At 72.1% G+C, this 14908-nt stretch carries 14 protein-coding genes; 7 read left to right on the top strand and 7 right to left on the bottom strand.

Annotated elements, in window-relative coordinates:
* Nucleotides 1–19 precede the first annotated feature (19 nt).
* Entirely contained in the window at nt 20–487 is a 468-nt protein-coding gene (locus ACZ7D7_RS32610; RefSeq protein WP_470829054.1) for a MarR family winged helix-turn-helix transcriptional regulator, read from the bottom strand.
* Complete coding sequence (locus tag ACZ7D7_RS32605; RefSeq protein WP_470829052.1) at nt 484–1110, bottom strand: type 1 glutamine amidotransferase family protein; 627 nt, start codon at nt 1108–1110, stop codon at nt 484–486. Before ACZ7D7_RS32605 ends, ACZ7D7_RS32610 begins: the two co-directional genes overlap by 4 nt.
* 205 nt (nt 1111–1315) lie before the next feature.
* Here ACZ7D7_RS32605 and ACZ7D7_RS32600 point away from each other — a divergent pair, with 205 nt between their 5' ends.
* From ACZ7D7_RS32600 to ACZ7D7_RS32590, 3 genes are all read left to right on the top strand, one after another.
* Nucleotides 1316–2671: an aminotransferase class III-fold pyridoxal phosphate-dependent enzyme gene (locus ACZ7D7_RS32600; RefSeq protein ID WP_470829051.1), complete on the top strand. Its 1356-nt coding sequence runs from the start codon at nt 1316–1318 to the stop codon at nt 2669–2671.
* A gap of 255 nt (nt 2672–2926) precedes the next feature.
* Nucleotides 2927–3667 (top strand): GntR family transcriptional regulator, encoded by a 741-nt coding sequence (locus tag ACZ7D7_RS32595; protein WP_470829049.1) that lies wholly within the window; start codon nt 2927–2929, stop codon nt 3665–3667.
* Nucleotides 3668–3885: 218 nt separating this feature from the next.
* On the top strand, nt 3886–4536 hold the full coding sequence (locus tag ACZ7D7_RS32590) for a hypothetical protein (RefSeq protein ID WP_470829048.1): 651 nt from the start codon (nt 3886–3888) through the stop codon (nt 4534–4536).
* 21 nt (nt 4537–4557) lie between these two features.
* Here ACZ7D7_RS32590 and ACZ7D7_RS32585 read toward each other — a convergent pair whose 3' ends face one another.
* Complete coding sequence (locus tag ACZ7D7_RS32585) at nt 4558–4851, bottom strand: hypothetical protein (RefSeq protein WP_470829047.1); 294 nt, start codon at nt 4849–4851, stop codon at nt 4558–4560.
* Between the two features lie 130 nt (nt 4852–4981).
* Here ACZ7D7_RS32585 and ACZ7D7_RS32580 point away from each other — a divergent pair, with 130 nt between their 5' ends.
* Nucleotides 4982–6817, top strand: a complete 1836-nt coding sequence (locus ACZ7D7_RS32580) for a serine/threonine-protein kinase (RefSeq protein ID WP_470829045.1) — start codon at nt 4982–4984, stop codon at nt 6815–6817.
* Between the two features lie 57 nt (nt 6818–6874).
* On the opposite strand, the gene ACZ7D7_RS32575 is transcribed toward ACZ7D7_RS32580, so the two are convergent.
* Nucleotides 6875–8158 (bottom strand): adenylosuccinate synthase, encoded by a 1284-nt coding sequence (locus ACZ7D7_RS32575; protein WP_470829043.1) that lies wholly within the window; start codon nt 8156–8158, stop codon nt 6875–6877.
* A gap of 193 nt (nt 8159–8351) precedes the next feature.
* Here ACZ7D7_RS32575 and ACZ7D7_RS32570 point away from each other — a divergent pair, with 193 nt between their 5' ends.
* On the top strand, nt 8352–9206 hold the full coding sequence (locus ACZ7D7_RS32570; protein ID WP_470829041.1) for a diacylglycerol kinase family protein: 855 nt from the start codon (nt 8352–8354) through the stop codon (nt 9204–9206).
* A gap of 32 nt (nt 9207–9238) precedes the next feature.
* Here the strand turns inward: ACZ7D7_RS32570 and ACZ7D7_RS32565 are convergent, their stop codons facing one another.
* Entirely contained in the window at nt 9239–9748 is a 510-nt protein-coding gene (locus tag ACZ7D7_RS32565; RefSeq protein WP_470829040.1) for a GbsR/MarR family transcriptional regulator, read from the bottom strand.
* Nucleotides 9749–9852: 104 nt separating this feature from the next.
* On the opposite strand from ACZ7D7_RS32565, the gene ACZ7D7_RS32560 reads away from it, so the two are divergent.
* Both ACZ7D7_RS32560 and ACZ7D7_RS32555 read left to right on the top strand, forming a co-directional pair.
* Nucleotides 9853–10803, top strand: a complete 951-nt coding sequence (locus ACZ7D7_RS32560) for an ABC transporter ATP-binding protein (protein WP_470829039.1) — start codon at nt 9853–9855, stop codon at nt 10801–10803.
* Nucleotides 10800–12404, top strand: a complete 1605-nt coding sequence (locus ACZ7D7_RS32555) for an ABC transporter permease (protein ID WP_470829038.1) — start codon at nt 10800–10802, stop codon at nt 12402–12404. The genes ACZ7D7_RS32560 and ACZ7D7_RS32555 overlap by 4 nt, the downstream gene beginning before the upstream one ends.
* A 57-nt stretch (nt 12405–12461) precedes the next feature.
* Here ACZ7D7_RS32555 and ACZ7D7_RS32550 read toward each other — a convergent pair whose 3' ends face one another.
* Entirely contained in the window at nt 12462–13664 is a 1203-nt protein-coding gene (locus ACZ7D7_RS32550; RefSeq protein ID WP_470829036.1) for a cytochrome P450, read from the bottom strand.
* 138 nt (nt 13665–13802) lie between these two features.
* Nucleotides 13803–14693, bottom strand: a complete 891-nt coding sequence (locus ACZ7D7_RS32545) for a S1 family peptidase (protein WP_470829035.1) — start codon at nt 14691–14693, stop codon at nt 13803–13805.
* Nucleotides 14694–14908: the final 215 nt, after the last annotated feature.

The raw sequence follows: 14908 nt of genomic DNA, 5'->3' as shown, positions 1-14908 counted from the left end.
GGTGTGAGGCGGACGCCGTCTACGGTTCGGCAACAGGGGGTCCGAGGTCGTCCAGCACCTCGGACAGCCGTTCCAACACCTCGACCGTCCTTGCCAGTTCCGCCTCGCCGAGGGCATCCGCGAGACGGGCGGCGTACGCGGCGTGCCCGGGGTCGATGCGGCCGACCGCGGCGCGCCCGGCGTCGGTCGGCACGAGGAGCTTGGCGCGGCGGTGGGCGGGGTTGGGCCGGTACTCGGCGAGGCCCTTGTCGACCAGCAGGTCGGCGACGCGCTGCACGCTCTGCCGGGTGATGCCCATGGCGCGCGCGATCCCGGACACCGACAGCGGCTCCCGGAGGACCGCGCCCAGCACCTGCCACCAGGCGGCGGTCAGCCCGGCGGGCCGGGCCAACTCCTCGGCGACCGCGAGGACCTGCCCGTTCAGCCGGAACACCCCGAGGGCGCTGCGACTGAACAGGTCCTGGAGTTCCCGGCGTTCGGGGCTCACGCCGCACCCGCCTCGGCCAGCACCGCGTAGGCCTCCGGGTCGGAGTCGTGGAACAGCCGGTACCAGGCGTCGAGCAGTTCGCCGTCGTACACGCCGAGAAGGCGGAGGATCTCGCGGGCGAAGGCGACCGGCTCGGTGGGTCCGGCGGTGATCAGCGTGCCGTCGGTGACGGCGTCTGCCTCCACGTAGTGCGCGCCGCCCGCGTAGCCGGTGGCGGCGAGGTAGAACGAGACCGCGCCGGTGTGCCGGCGGTCGTCGAGCAGGCCCTCGCGGGCGAGTCCGGCGGTGGCGCCGCAGATCGCGGCGACGGGGACGCCGGCGTCGAGGAAGGCGCGGGCCTTGCGGGCGAAGGGCGCCAGGTCGTCGCCCGTGTCCCAGAGGTCGGCGCCCGGCAGGATCAGCAGGGAGCTGTCCTCGGGGCGCACGTCGTCCAGGGCGAGGTCGGGCAGGACGCGCAGCCCGCCGATGCTGGTGACGGGGTCGGTGCTCGGGCCGACGGTCCGGACCGGGTGGCCGGCGCGGGCCAGGTGCGCGGTGGCGTGGCCGGTCTCCCAGTCGGCGAGGGTGTCGTAGACCGCGAGGTGGACGGGCTTGCGGGCGGTGCCGGGAGTGCTGCTGTTCATGGCTTCTCCTCACGCCGTTGCGTATGACAGAAAGCTGTCATTTATGCAGCACACTGTCAAGGCCTTACGCGGCACGCTGTCCGTGCCCCCGGGCCCTCCCCGGCCGCACCCGGCCGCCCGTGTCGACAACCTGTCGCGGAAACCCCCGCACCGCAGACAGGACGCCCATACCGTCCGCGTCCGGCGGACATCTACGCTCGGCCGCATGACCCCTCAGCCCCGCCCCGAGGCCGGCGCCGCCGTGAAGGCCGCGGACCGCGCGCACGTGTTCCACTCCTGGTCCGCCCAGGAACTCATCGACCCGCTCGCCGTCGCCGGCGCGGAGGGCTCGTACTTCTGGGACTACGACGGCAAGCGGTACCTCGACTTCACCAGCGGCCTCGTCTTCACGAACATCGGCTACCAGCACCCCAAGGTCGTCGCCGCGATCCAGGAGCAGGCCGCGCGGATGACGACGTTCGCGCCCGCGTTCGCCGTCGAGGCCCGCTCCGAGGCGGCCCGGCTGATCGCCGAGCGCACGCCCGGCGACCTGGACAAGATCTTCTTCACCAACGGCGGCGCGGACGCCGTCGAGCACGCGGTGCGCATGGCCCGGCTGCACACGGGCCGCCCGAAGGTGCTCTCGGCGTACCGCAGCTACCACGGCGGCACCCAGCAGGCCGTGAACCTCACCGGCGACCCCCGCCGCTGGGCCTCCGACAGCGGCTCGGCCGGTGTCGTGCACTTCTGGGCGCCGTTCCTGTACCGCTCGCGCTTCTACGCCGAGACCGAGGAGCAGGAGTGCGCGCGGGCCCTGGAGCACCTGGAGACGACGATCGCCTTCGAGGGCCCGTCGACCGTCGCCGCGATCGTGCTGGAGACCATCCCGGGCACCGCCGGGATCATGGTGCCGCCGCCGGGCTATCTGGCCGGGGTCCGCGAGATCTGCGACAAGTACGGCATCGTCTTCGTACTCGACGAGGTGATGGCCGGGTTCGGGCGGACCGGCACGTGGTTCGCGGCCGACCTGTTCGGTGTCGTGCCGGACCTGATGACCTTCGCCAAGGGCGTCAACTCCGGCTACGTGCCGCTCGGCGGCGTGGCCATCTCCGGGGAGATCGCCGAGACGTTCGCGAAGCGGCCCTACCCGGGCGGCCTGACGTACTCCGGGCACCCGCTGGCCTGCGCGGCGGCCGTCGCGACGATCAACGTGATGGCCGAGGAGGGCGTGGTCGAGAACGCGGCCCGGCTGGGCACCGACGTGGTCGGCCCCGCGCTGCGCGCGCTGGCGGAGCGGCACCCGAGCGTGGGCGAGGTGCGCGGCGCCGGCATGTTCTGGGCGCTGGACCTGGTGCGCGACCGCGAGACGCGCGAGCCGCTGGTGCCGTACAACGCGACGGGGGAGGCGAACGCGGCGATGGCGGCGTTCGGCGCCGCCGCGAAGGCCGAGGGCCTGTGGCCGTTCGTCAACATGAACCGCACGCACGTGGTCCCGCCGTGCAACGTCACGGAGGCCGAGCTGAAGGAGGGCTTCGCGGCGCTGGACGCGGCCCTGACGGTGGCCGACACGTACACACGGTGACCAGGGCGTGACCGTCCGGCTCCGCCCGGGTGTCGGGCGTCACGCGGCCGGCCGCAAGGGGGAGCCGAACGCGTAAGGTGGCGTGCTCGAAGGCATGCGCGAACCTGCACGAGGCGGGCGCGGGCCGCACGCGGGGCGACACGATGTGAGCATCATCGCGGACAGGCGTGTCCCACCCATGGCGTCGCCCGCCCGGCCGTGGAACACGCCCCGGATCCGCGCACGCCACCGAACGCGACGAGGAGATCCCCGACCATGTCCGGCAGCAGCGGCCCCGGCGGCGTCACGCGCAGCACTCTGCGGCAGCAGATCGCCGACGCGCTCCGCGACGAGGTGCTGGCGGGACGGCTGAAACCCGGGCAGGAGTTCACGGTCAAGGAGATCGCCGAGCAGTACGGCGTCTCCGCCACGCCGGTCCGCGAAGCGCTCGTCGACCTGTCGGCGCAGGGCCTGCTGGAGGCCGACCAGCACCGCGGGTTCCGGGTGCCGCAGCACTCGCCCCAGGACCTGCGCGCCATGCTGGAGGCCCGCAGCCTCGTCACCGAGGGCATCTTCCGCGCCATGGCCGCGCGCACCGACCTGGACGCCGCGGCGGTGCCCGCCATGGTCGAGGCGATCAGCGTCGTCAAGCGCCGCGGCGAGGAGGCGCAGCGGGCCGCCCTCGCCGGTGACCTGACCGTGCTCGTCGGCTACGACCTGCGGTTCTGGCGCGAGCTCGGCATCCTGTTCGGCAACCCCTACCTCGGGGACTTCCTGCACCGGCTGCGCGTGCAGACCTGGGTGTGCACCGTGCAGCACCTGCGCCGGGTGACCGACCTGCGCGGCCGGCTGTGGTCCGGTCACGCCGACCTGGTGGACGCGCTGGCCCGCCTCGACACCAAGGAGGCGTACGCCATCGTCGAGTCGTACAACCGGCACGCCTTCGGCATGATCGAGCTGCTCCAGCAGCAGGACGCGGACGCCGCGTCGGAGGCGCCGGACGGCCCCGGGCAGTGACCGCCCGACCCCGCGCACCGCGCTTCCTGCCGCCCGGCGGCGTCAGCGACGGCCGGGCGGGTAAGGAACGGGCACGGGGGAACCCGCCCCGCGCGAGGAAGCCGAGCGCGCGGGTGACCGACGTCGGCCCGCACCGATTACGCTGCCATGACCACGCGTCCGCCCGACCCGTGGTCCGACCGCCCGCCCACGTGCTGTGCGCTAGCGAGGAGCCCTCTTTGGCCTGTGACCTGTGGCTGGTACCGCTCGTCGACGTGTTGTGCCACACGCCGGACAACCCCTTCGCCGAGGAACTCGCGCAATACAACAAGGTGCTGGCCGAGGCCGGACTCCCGCCGGTGCCGGTGTACCAGTACATGCCGGGCCTGTCCGGCGACGTCGCCCCGGTGGCCGGCTTCGACTACGACGCGCTGCACTTCCTGCGCCGCGCCTACCTGCTCCAGGTGTGCGGGCTGCCGGTCACCCCCGTGGACGAACTGGGCGGCGACTACGAGCAGTTGCTGGAGATGTTCGAGTCCACGGCCCAGCAGTCCCACCTGGTCTGGCACTACGACCACGCGGGCACCTACGTCCCGGTCGACTTCCCGCACCCGCTGTCCAACGACGAACTCCTCGCCGGCGGCGGCCCGTTGGGCTCGTCCCAGGCACTGCTCAGGGAGCTGGAGCTGGTGGCCGCGGCCATCGGCATCGACCCGGCCAACCCACCGGCCGCGCCCGAACCGCCCATGTCGCCCACGGAGTTGGAGGAACCGGCCATCCCGGCACCGTACGACCCCAGCCCCTTCTCCCGGGAACGCCACGTCTGGCTGGGCCTGCACGCCGCGGCGACGCGCAGCCTGGCGCAGGGTTCGATGATCGTGTTCAGCTGAGCCGCCCGGCCCGCCGGCGCCTCAGCGCCCGAGTTCGGCCAGGCCCTTCTTCACGTCGTCGACGTTCATCACCGGCGTGTAGGTGATCTCGGCGTTGAGCTGGAGGAAGAACGGCTCACTGATGACCGGCATCTGCGAGCTGTCCTGCATGTCGAAGACGATGTAGGCGGTCCGCTTGCCGCGCTCGGACGTGAAGTACGCCGCCTCGGGCTTGATCTGCTCCAACGACTCCTGGATCAACTTCCCCAGGGTGCCGTTCCTGATGGCCTCGTTGGCCTTCTCGGTGTCCATGGACGCCTTGAGCAGTACGCGCATCGCACTCACCTTCTCCGGTCGACGCACGCGGGGTTCTGGACTCAGCCTATGCCCGGTCACCGAGGCCCGCGCGGGCGTCGGGACCCAACACGGCCATGGCCCGGGTCGTTCTCTGGAATGATCCCGAGCCATGCAGTCCTTGGCTCCCGATGACCCGGCCCGGATAGGCCCGTACCGACTGTTGTCCCGGCTGGGAGCGGGCGGCATGGGCCGGGTCTACCTGGCCTGGCGGACCGACGAGGACGGTGAGGAGGACGACGGCGGCGGCAGTCCCACCGCCACTGTCGTCGCGGTCAAGTTGGTCCGTACCGACCCCGATGTCGACCACGACGCGTTCCGGAGCCGGTTCACCCGCGAGGTGGCCGCCGCGCGACGGGTCAGCGGAAAGTGGACCGCACGGGTCCTGGACGCGGACACGGACTCGGAGCACCCCTGGGTGGCCACCGAGTACGTCCCCGGGCCTACTCTGAGAGCCGTCGTTCGCGGTGACTTCGGTCCCTTGCCCTCTGCCTCCACGCATGTGCTGGCCCACCGCCTCGCACAAGCCCTGGACGCCATCCACACTGCCGGCCTCGTCCACCGGGACCTCAAACCGTCCAACATCCTGCTCACCGCCGACGGCCCACGCGTCATCGACTTCGGCATAGCCCGCGCCTTCGACGGCACCGCCGACACGACGCTCACCCGCACCGGACACCTGATCGGCACACCGGAGTTCATGTCCCCCGAGCAGGTCCGCGGCGAGCGGGTCACACCGGCCGGCGACGTGTTCGCCCTCGGCAGCGTCCTGACGTACGCCGCCACGGGGCGCTCCCCCTTCCGGGGCACCGGTGAGGGGGGAGTGCACGCCCTCCTGTTCCGCATCGCCTACGAGGAACCGGACCTCACCGGTGTGCCTGAGGTGATCACCGATCTGGTGCGCCGGTGTCTGGCGAAGGACCCGGACGACAGACCCGACGTGGCGGAACTGGTGGAACTGACGCGCCGGGCCCCCGCCGGGGCGTGGCTGCCGACGTCCCTCCTGGTCCGCCTCGACCGTGTGGCCGCGGAGCCCTTGCCCAAGGCCCCCCAGCGGGCGGAGACACCCGGGGAGGAACCTGCGGAGATCCCGGAGTTCCCAGACGTCCCCGACGCCCTCGCGCCCCTGAAACCGATCCTCAGACGCGACCCACTGGACGTGCCGGAGAGAGGCATCGCCCCGCCCCGGATCCGGCGCAGGCCGCTGTCGCGGGCGGGACTCGTCAGGCAGCGACTGTCGGGCGCGGTGCTGGCGACCATCGCCGTGCTCTCGGTCGCGGTGGGTGGTACCACGGTGTGGGGCGCATTCGCGGAGGACGAACCCGACGTCATTGGACCGGAGGCGGCGCACGCTGGTGACAGCATTACCTCCCCCTACGGGGAACGGGATGCCTACGTGAACGAGTACCTGGGACAGCGGCCTTTCAGCCTGCATCTCTCCCTCCACGACCCCGCGAAGGCGCGCTACATCGCCGGGACTGCCGTGGCGGTGTGCGAGGGCAGTTTCGGTGAAGTGGTCGAGAAGGCCGACGGCTTGGAGCTGAAAATTCCCACCCGCTCGGTGATCTTGCCCGAGGGCGCGCCGACAAGCATGTGCCCACAACTCAAGACGATCCGGGTGAAATCGTTTAACGGAGACCTCGTGTGGGACCGGGCACCCTTCGACGAGGCCGCTCACCTGAGACTGGGTGGCCGCCCGGGCGACCCTGTCCAGGCATCCTTCGTCGGCACCCGAACGGTCCGCGGCTGGAGCGTGGAGGTGCGGGAGGGCCCCATCGGCGCGCCCCTGGTCACCGGAACACGGGAAAAGTCGGGCCTGCGCTGCACCTGGCAGGCCGTTGTCCTGGACGCGAACACCGCCCTGCGGACCACCCCGCCCGTACTCGACGAGGCCCGTTCCGACCCGGGTTGCGTGGCGCCGAAGTCCCCGGTGGGCTGGGACGAGTGACGAAATACGCCCTCAGTCGCCAAAGCACCGACTGAGGGCGTATCGAAGCACCGTGTCCTACAGGAACGAGTTGATCTCGATCGTCTCGTCGCGGCCCGGGCCCACGCCGATCGCGGAGATCGGGGCGCCGGACATCTCCTCCAGCGCCTTGACGTACGCCTGGGCGTTCTTCGGCAGGTCGGCGAAGGTCTTCGCCTTGCTGATGTCCTCGCTCCAGCCCGGCAGCATCTCGTAGACCGGCTTGGCGTGGTGGAAGTCGGTCTGGGAGTACGGGAGTTCCTCGACGCGCTTGCCGTCGATCTCGTACGCCACGCAGACCGGGATCTGCTCCCAGCCGGTCAGGACGTCCAGCTTGGTGAGGAAGAAGTCCGTCAGGCCGTTCACGCGGGTCGCGTAGCGGGCGATGACCGCGTCGAACCAGCCGCAGCGGCGGTCGCGGCCCGTGGTGACGCCCCGCTCGCCGCCGATGCGGCGCAGCGCCTCGCCGTCCTCGTCGAAGAGTTCGGTCGGGAAGGGCCCGGCGCCGACGCGGGTCGTGTACGCCTTGAGGATGCCGATGACGCGGCTGATCTTCGTCGGGCCCACGCCGGCACCGGTGCAGGCGCCGCCCGCGGTCGGGTTCGACGAGGTGACGAAGGGGTACGTGCCGTGGTCGATGTCCAGCAGGGTGCCCTGGCCGCCCTCGAAGAGGACCACCTTGTCCTGCTCCAGCGCCTGGTTCAGCACCAGGACCGTGTCCGCCACGTACGGCGCGAGCTTGTCGGCGTAGCCCAGCAGCTCCTCGACCACCTGGTCGACGGCGATGGCGCGCCGGTTGTAGAGCTTGGTGAGGATCTGGTTCTTGACGTCGAGCGCCGCCTCCACCTTCTGGGTGAGGATCGACTCGTCGTACAGGTCCTGGACGCGGATGCCGACGCGGTTGATCTTGTCGGCGTAGGTCGGGCCGATGCCGCGCCCGGTGGTCCCGATCTTGCGCTTGCCGAGGAAACGCTCCGTGACCTTGTCCACGGTGACGTTGTACGGCGTGATGATGTGCGCGTTTCCGCTGATCAGGAGCTTGGACGTGTCGACGCCGCGCTCGTTCAGCCCGCTCAGCTCGGAGAACAGGACCGACGGGTCGACGACGACGCCGTTACCGATGACCGGCGTACAGCCGGGAGACAGGATTCCGGAAGGGAGCAGGTGCAGGGCGTACTTCTGGTCGCCCACGACCACCGTGTGGCCGGCGTTGTTGCCGCCCTGGTAACGCACCACATAGTCGACGGAGCCGCCGAGCAGGTCCGTCGCCTTTCCCTTGCCTTCGTCACCCCACTGAGCACCGAGCAGCACAAGTGCGGGCACGCGCGTACACCCCTTCCGGGCGGGGCATGTCCTGGGTCAGGGGCGTACGCGGAGGGTTTCCGCCGCGTGCCCCGCGGCCGTCGTTGGCCGCAACCGTCGGACCGGATGCCCCGGAATAGACGAAGCCCCTGGCGCAATAGCGCAAGGGGCTCTTGCACAAAGATGCTACCCGAGGAAGCGAGGCAGGACCGAGGTGGCGACATATCCGACGTCCGACCAGCTGCTCGTGGTGATCGACCCGGTCGCCCGTCGGGCCGACGGCGAATCGGTGCGGATCGCGAAAGACGTGCTCAGCGCGGGTGCGACGACGAAGGTCTGCCTGCCGGACGGGCCGGAGGAATTCGCCCGCGTCCTGGCGCGGCGGGGCTCGCGCCGCCCGGTCGTCATCGGCGACGACCGGACGCTGATCCGCGCGGTGTCGCTGCTCCACCGGCACCGGGAGCTGGCCGGATGTGCGCTGTCGATGGTGCCGGTCGGCGGCGACGTCCGGCTCGCCCGGTCGCTGGGCGTGCCCACGGGCGCGGTCGCGGCGGCGCGCGCCGTGCTGGACGGCGCGGCCCGGCGCCGTGACCTGCTCGTGGACGACAGCGGCGGGGTCGTGCTGGGCGCGGTGGGGATACCCCCGCTGCGGGACACCCCGGCGGGTGACCCGCAGGCGTCGCCGGACCCGGCCCGCCCCTGGCTGCGCACCTGCCAGTCCCTCGTACGGACGCTGGTCCCGCCCCGCCCGGCCCGGCTCGCGTCCCCCGCCGGCTCCGGCCCGTCCCGGCTGCGGATCGAGGTCGACGGCGCCACCGTGGTGGACCTGGACCAGCCGGTGGCGGGCCTGTCCCTGTGCCCGGGCGCCTCCGGGGTGGCCGCGCTCGAGGTGCGCCCGGTGTCGGTGGGCGCGGAGGCCTCCCCGGTCCTGGCGGAGGGCCGCACGGTCACGGTGTCGGGCACGGACTTCCACTACCGCGCGGACGCATCGGTCTCCGGCCCCGTCCGCCGCAGGACCTGGACGGTACGGGAGGCGGCCTGGTCCTTGACGCTGCCGCGGGCCGGGTGAGGCGGTGACGCCGCCCTCGGCCCGGACCGCGGTCAGCCGGTGCCGAACAGCTTCGCGCGGTGGGCGCGCCAGCGTTCCATCATGTCCGCCACGTCGTGCTCGACGAACTCGAAGAACGCCAGCGTCTCGGCGAGTCTGCGGCCCGCCGGGGTGTCCGGGCCGAGGCCGGCCACGCCCTCGCGCAGGGCGTCCTCCCAGCGCTTGATGATCGCCTCGCGGTTGGTGAGCGCCTCGTACCACTGGTCGCTGTGCACCCGGTAGCGCTCGCGGCGCGACCCCGGCTCGCGCTCGCGGGAGACCAGGTGGACCTGGGCGAGGTAGCGCACCGCGCCCGAGACCGCGGCGGGGCTGATCCTCAGCTGCTCGCCGAGGTCGGCGGAGGTCAGGGTGCCCGCGTCGGAGGCGAGCAGCGCGGCGAAGACGCGGGCCGGCATCCGCGGGACGCCCGCCTCGACGAGCTGCGCCGCGAAGTTCTCCACGAACCGCGAGACCGTCTCCGGATCCCGCCCGTCCGGCCGGCCCTGGGCCGTCGCTTCCGTCATGCCCGGATCATCTCCCCTGCTCGTGCCCGCTTCCCCGAGTCTACGGCCGATTCATACGCTTCCTTAACTTCACAAATTTCTGAAGGAAGCGTAGCTTCCGAGGCATGACCAAGGCCATCACCGTCTCCGGACTCCACAAGTCGTTCGGCCGGACGCACGCCCTCGACGGACTCGACCTCGACGTCGAGAGCGGCGAGGTGCACGGCTTCCTCGGCCCCAACGGCGCCGGGAAGTCCACCACCATCCGCGTCCTGCTCGGCCTGCTGCGCGCCGACGCCGGCGCGGCCCAGGTCCTCGGGCGCGACCCGTGGGCGGACGCGGTGGAGGTGCACCGCCGCATCGCCTACGTCCCCGGCGACGTCACCCTGTGGCGCAACCTCTCCGGAGGCGAGGTCATCGACCTGTACGGCCGGCTGCGCGGCGGGCTGGACGCCCGGCGCCGGGCCGACCTGATCGAGCGGTTCGAACTGGACCCGACGAAGAAGGGCCGGACGTACTCCAAGGGCAACCGGCAGAAGGTCGCCCTGGTCGCCGCGTTCGCCTCGGACGTCGACCTGCTGATCCTCGACGAGCCCACCAGCGGCCTCGACCCGCTGATGGAGGAGGTCTTCCAGACCTGCGTCGGGGAGGAGCGCGACCGCGGCCGGACCGTCCTGCTCTCCTCGCACATCCTCAGCGAGGTCGAGGAGCTCTGCGACCGCGTGAGCATCATCCGCAAGGGCCGCACCGTCGAGAGCGGCTCGCTCGCCGACCTGCGCCACCTGACCCGCACCAGCGTGACCGCCGACCTCGCCGGTCCGCCCGACGGCCTGTCCCGCCTGCCCGGCGTCCACGACCTCGACGTCCGGGGCAACCGCGTCCGGCTCCAGGTCGACACCGACAAACTCGACGCCGTCCTGCGCTCGCTCGGCGAGTCCGGCGTGCGCTCGCTGACGTCGACGCCGCCCACCCTGGAGGAGCTGTTCCTGCGGCATTACGTCGACGGGGCGGCCGGGGCGAGCGGGAGCGCCGAGTCGGACGAGTCCGGCGAGTCGACCGGGGCGGGCGCCCGATGACCGCCGCGGCCTGGGGCGTACGCCCCCGAAGCTCCCGCCGGCTGGCCGGCACCGGCACGCTGCTGCGGTTCGCGCTGCGCCGCGACCGCGTGATGATCCCCGTCTGGATCGCCGTGAACGCCCTCATGGTGCTGTCCATGCCGAACACCCTGAAGGGCCTGTACGCCACCCCGGCCGAGCGCGCCGACCTGATCGGCCAGGCGGCGGCCAACTCCTCCCTGCGCGCCATGGTCGGCCCCGTCTTCGGCGACTCGATCGGCGCGCTGACCGCCTGGCGCGTCGGCGTCTACGCCGCCGCCCTCGCCGCCGTGATGAGCCTGGCGATCGTCGTACGGCACACCCGCGACGAGGAGGAGAGCGGCCGCCAGGAACTCGTGGCGTCCGGCATGGTCGGCCGCCGGGCCTCCCTGACGGCGGCGCTGCTCGCGGCGGCCGTCGCCAACGCCGTCCTCGCCCTGCTCGTCACCGCCGGGCTCGCCGGCCACGGCACGTCGGGGGCGGTGGCCCTCGGGCTCGGCATCGCGGGCGTCGGCATGGTCTTCGCGACGATCGCGGCGATCGTCGCCCAGCTCACCGAGAGCGCCCGGCTCGCGCGAGGGCTGACGGCGGCGGTACTCGGCGCGGCGTTCGTGCTGCGCGCGGCGGGCGACTCGGCCACCGACGACGGCTCGTCGGTGCTGACGTGGGTGTCGCCGCTGGGCTGGCTGGAGAACCTGCGGGCCTTCGCCGGGGAACGCTGGTGGGTGCTCGCCCTGCCGGCCGCGGCCGTCCTCGTCCAGGCCGCGGTGGCCTTCGAGCTCACCGGGCGCCGGGACGTCGGCATGAGCTTCCTGTCCTCCCGGCCCGGACCGGCGACCGGCCGTCTCGCCACGGCGGGCGCGCTGGCCTGGCGGCTCCAGCGCGGCAGCGTGCTCGGCTGGAGCATCGGCTTCTTCCTCGCCGGCGTCGTCTACGGCTCGCTCGCCGACGGCGCGGCCGAGCTGGTCGGCGACAACGCGAACGCCCGCGAGATCATCGAGCGCATGGGCGGGCAGTCCGGCATCACGGACGCGTTCCTGTCCGCGATGATCGGCATGCTCGGCCTGATCGCCGCCCTGTACGTCGTCGCGTCCGTGCTGCGGCTGCACGGCGAGGAGACCTCCCAACGCGCCGAGCCGGTGCTGGCGGGCGCCGTCGGACGGCTGCGCTGGGCCGCCGGCCATCTGGTGGTCGCCTTCGGCGGGGCCGCCCTGATCATGCTGGTCGCGGGCGCGGGCTTCGCCGTCGGCCACGGCGAGGAGATCGTGCCGATCCTCGGCGCCTGCCTCGCGCAACTGCCCGCGGTGTGGGTGATCGGCGGCGTGGCGGTCCTGCTGCTCGGCGCACTGCCGCGCGCGGCGACGGCGGCGTGGGCGGTCGCCGGCGCGGTCCTGCTGCTCGGCTGGGTCGGCCCCGCCCTGGACGTCCCGCAGGCGGCCTTGAACCTCTCCCCCTTCGGCCACCTGCCCAAGCTGCCGGGTGGCGACATGCGCTGGACACCGGTCCTCGTCCTCACGGCGCTCGCGGCGACCCTGGTGACGGCGGGGCTCGGGGCACTGCGCAGGCGCGACATGACGACGTGAGCGGGGGGGGTGTTCGCCCGGGTCCGGAAGGGCTCCCCCGGCTCCCCCGGCTCCCGCTCACACCGTGACCGGGAGTCCTTCCAGCCCTCGGATCACGAAGTGGGGCTTGCGGGCCGGTTCCGCGGCGAGGGCCAGGGTCGGCGCCTTCTCCAGCAGCGCCCTCATCGACGCCGCCAGTTCGATGCGGGCCAGCGGGGCGCCGATGCAGTAGTGGATGCCCGCGCTGAAGGAGATGTGCGGATTGTCGCGGCGAGCCAGGTCCAGCCCGGCGGGCTCGGCGAAGACGGCCGGGTCGTGGTTGGCCGACCCGAACAGCATCGCGATCTCGGCGCCGCGCGGGACGGTGGTCCCGTCGATCTCGATCTCGTCCAGCACCCACCGCTCGAACAGCTGGAGCGGGGTGTCGTACCGCATCAGCTCCTCGATCGCGGTGGGCACGAGGGAGTGGTCCGCGCGCAGCGCCGCCAGCTGCCCGGGGTGGCGGAAGAGGGCGTACCAGCCGTTCACCGTCGCGTTCACGGTGGCCTCGTGACCCGCGTTGAGCAGCAGCACGGCCGTCGAGATCATCTCCTGCTCGGTGAGCCGGTCACCCTCGTCGTGGGCCGCGATGAGCCCGGAGATCAGGTCGTCACCGGGCCGCTTGCGGCGCTCCGCGATCAGCCCGAGCAGATACTCGGAGAACTCCACGGAGGCCCTCACGGCCCTCGCCGCGGCCTCCTCGGACGGGTTGAGCTCGTACATCCCGCAGATGTCGGCGGACCAGGGCCTCAGCGGCGCCCGGTCCGACTCCGGGAGGCCCAGCATCTCGGCGATCACGGCCACGGGCAGGGGCTCCGCGACGTCCGTGAGCAGGTCCCCGCCACCGGCCGCCACCAGCCCGTCCACCAGTTCCGCGGCGAGCCGCTCGACGTAGGGCCGGAGCCGCTCGACGGTGCGCGGCGTGAACGCCTTCGACACCAGGCGCCGGATGCGCGTGTGGTCCGGCGGTTCCAGGTCCAGCATCCCGTGGTCGTTCAGCGTGTGGAACGGCTCGTGCTCCGGCGGCGGCGCCGTCCGCCCGAACTCCTCGTGCGAGAACCGGTGCAGATACGTCCGCCCGAGCCGCCGGTCGCGCAGCAGCGCGGACACGTCCGCGTGATGCGGCACGAGCCACTGGTCGGTGGCCTCGTAGTGGATCACCCGGCCCCGCGCACGCAGCTCGGCGTAGGCGGGGTACGGGTCGGCGACGAACGCGGGGTCCCACGGGTCGAAGGCTGCCATGCGGGGACGCTAACCCGGCGGAACGCTACCGGCCAGGGGTACCGCCAGCAGTTCTGGAACGCACGCTGTCCCCGACCGGTGAACCGGGCGGGGACAGTGCTCAGGCCAGTGGACAGCTCACCCGAGCCGGAGGCGGGCTCAGTAGACGTTCACCCCGTAGGCGTTGAGCGCCTCGATGACGGGCTGGAAGAACGTGGTGCCGCCCCAGGTGCAGTTGCCGCTGCCGCCGGACGTCAGGCCGAGCGCCGCGGTGCCGGCGAACAGCGGGCCACCGCTGTCGCCGGGCTCGGCGCAGACGTTGGTCTGGATCATGCCGTAGACGACGCCGGAGGAACCGTAGTTGACGGTGGCGTTGAGGCCGGTGACGGTGCCGCCGCGCAGGCCGGTGGTGCTGCCGCTGCGCCTGACGGACTGGCCGACGTAGGCGTTGGCGGCGTGGGTGATGTCCTGGTACGTGCCGTTGTAGAGATAGACACGACCGTCGGCGTTGGCCGGGTTGGAGTGCCGGATGATGCCGTAGTCGTTGCCGGGGAAGCTGGACCCGGCGGTGGTGCCGATGGACCACGAGCTGCCGATGTTGGTGCAGTGACCGGCGGTCAGCGCGTACTTGGTGCCCGCGCTGTTCTGCACGTTGAAGCCGAGGGAGCACCGGGACCCGCCCGTGGTGATGGCCTCGCCACCGGCGATGTACTTGGTGAACTTGCCAGGGGTGTGCTTGATCACGAGAGCGTCGGCCTTCGCACCGGCCTCGTGCTTGATCTCGGCGATCTCGGCCTTGCTGACCGTGCTGTCGACCGTGACGACGACCTTGCCCGACGTGGCGTCGGTGTACCAGGCGGTACCGCCGATGTCGGCGTTGAGCACGGATTCGTTCACCTGCTGGAGCTCGGCGGCGCTGAACGTCTTCGGGGCCGGCTGGGCCGACGCGCTGGCGGCGGGGACCGCCAGCGCCGCGGTGGCCGCGAGACCGGTCGCCGTGGCGATCAGCCGTGCGCGTCGCGAGAGGTTGCGGGAGCGAGGGAGTCGCACTGTCGTCCTCCAGGTTATGGGGAACCGGGGAGGGGCGTTGGATGGACGCCCCCATGACGTGCCACCAGGAACACGCCGCTTTGTTGGCGTGACCCTGACAAGTTCGTTCCGCCATGGTGAACAGGACGGCGCGTCCGCACAAGACCGGGTACGGGGACTGGCCGAGTAGTGGTCGCCCCATTTCCTCCAATACGCCGTCAAAGCGGTGGATCGGT

The sequence above is a fragment of the Streptomyces sp. NPDC037054 genome, from assembly GCF_055606745.1.
The sequence above is the reverse complement of the archived record's forward strand: the minus strand, read 5'-3'. Positions and strand labels throughout refer to the sequence as shown.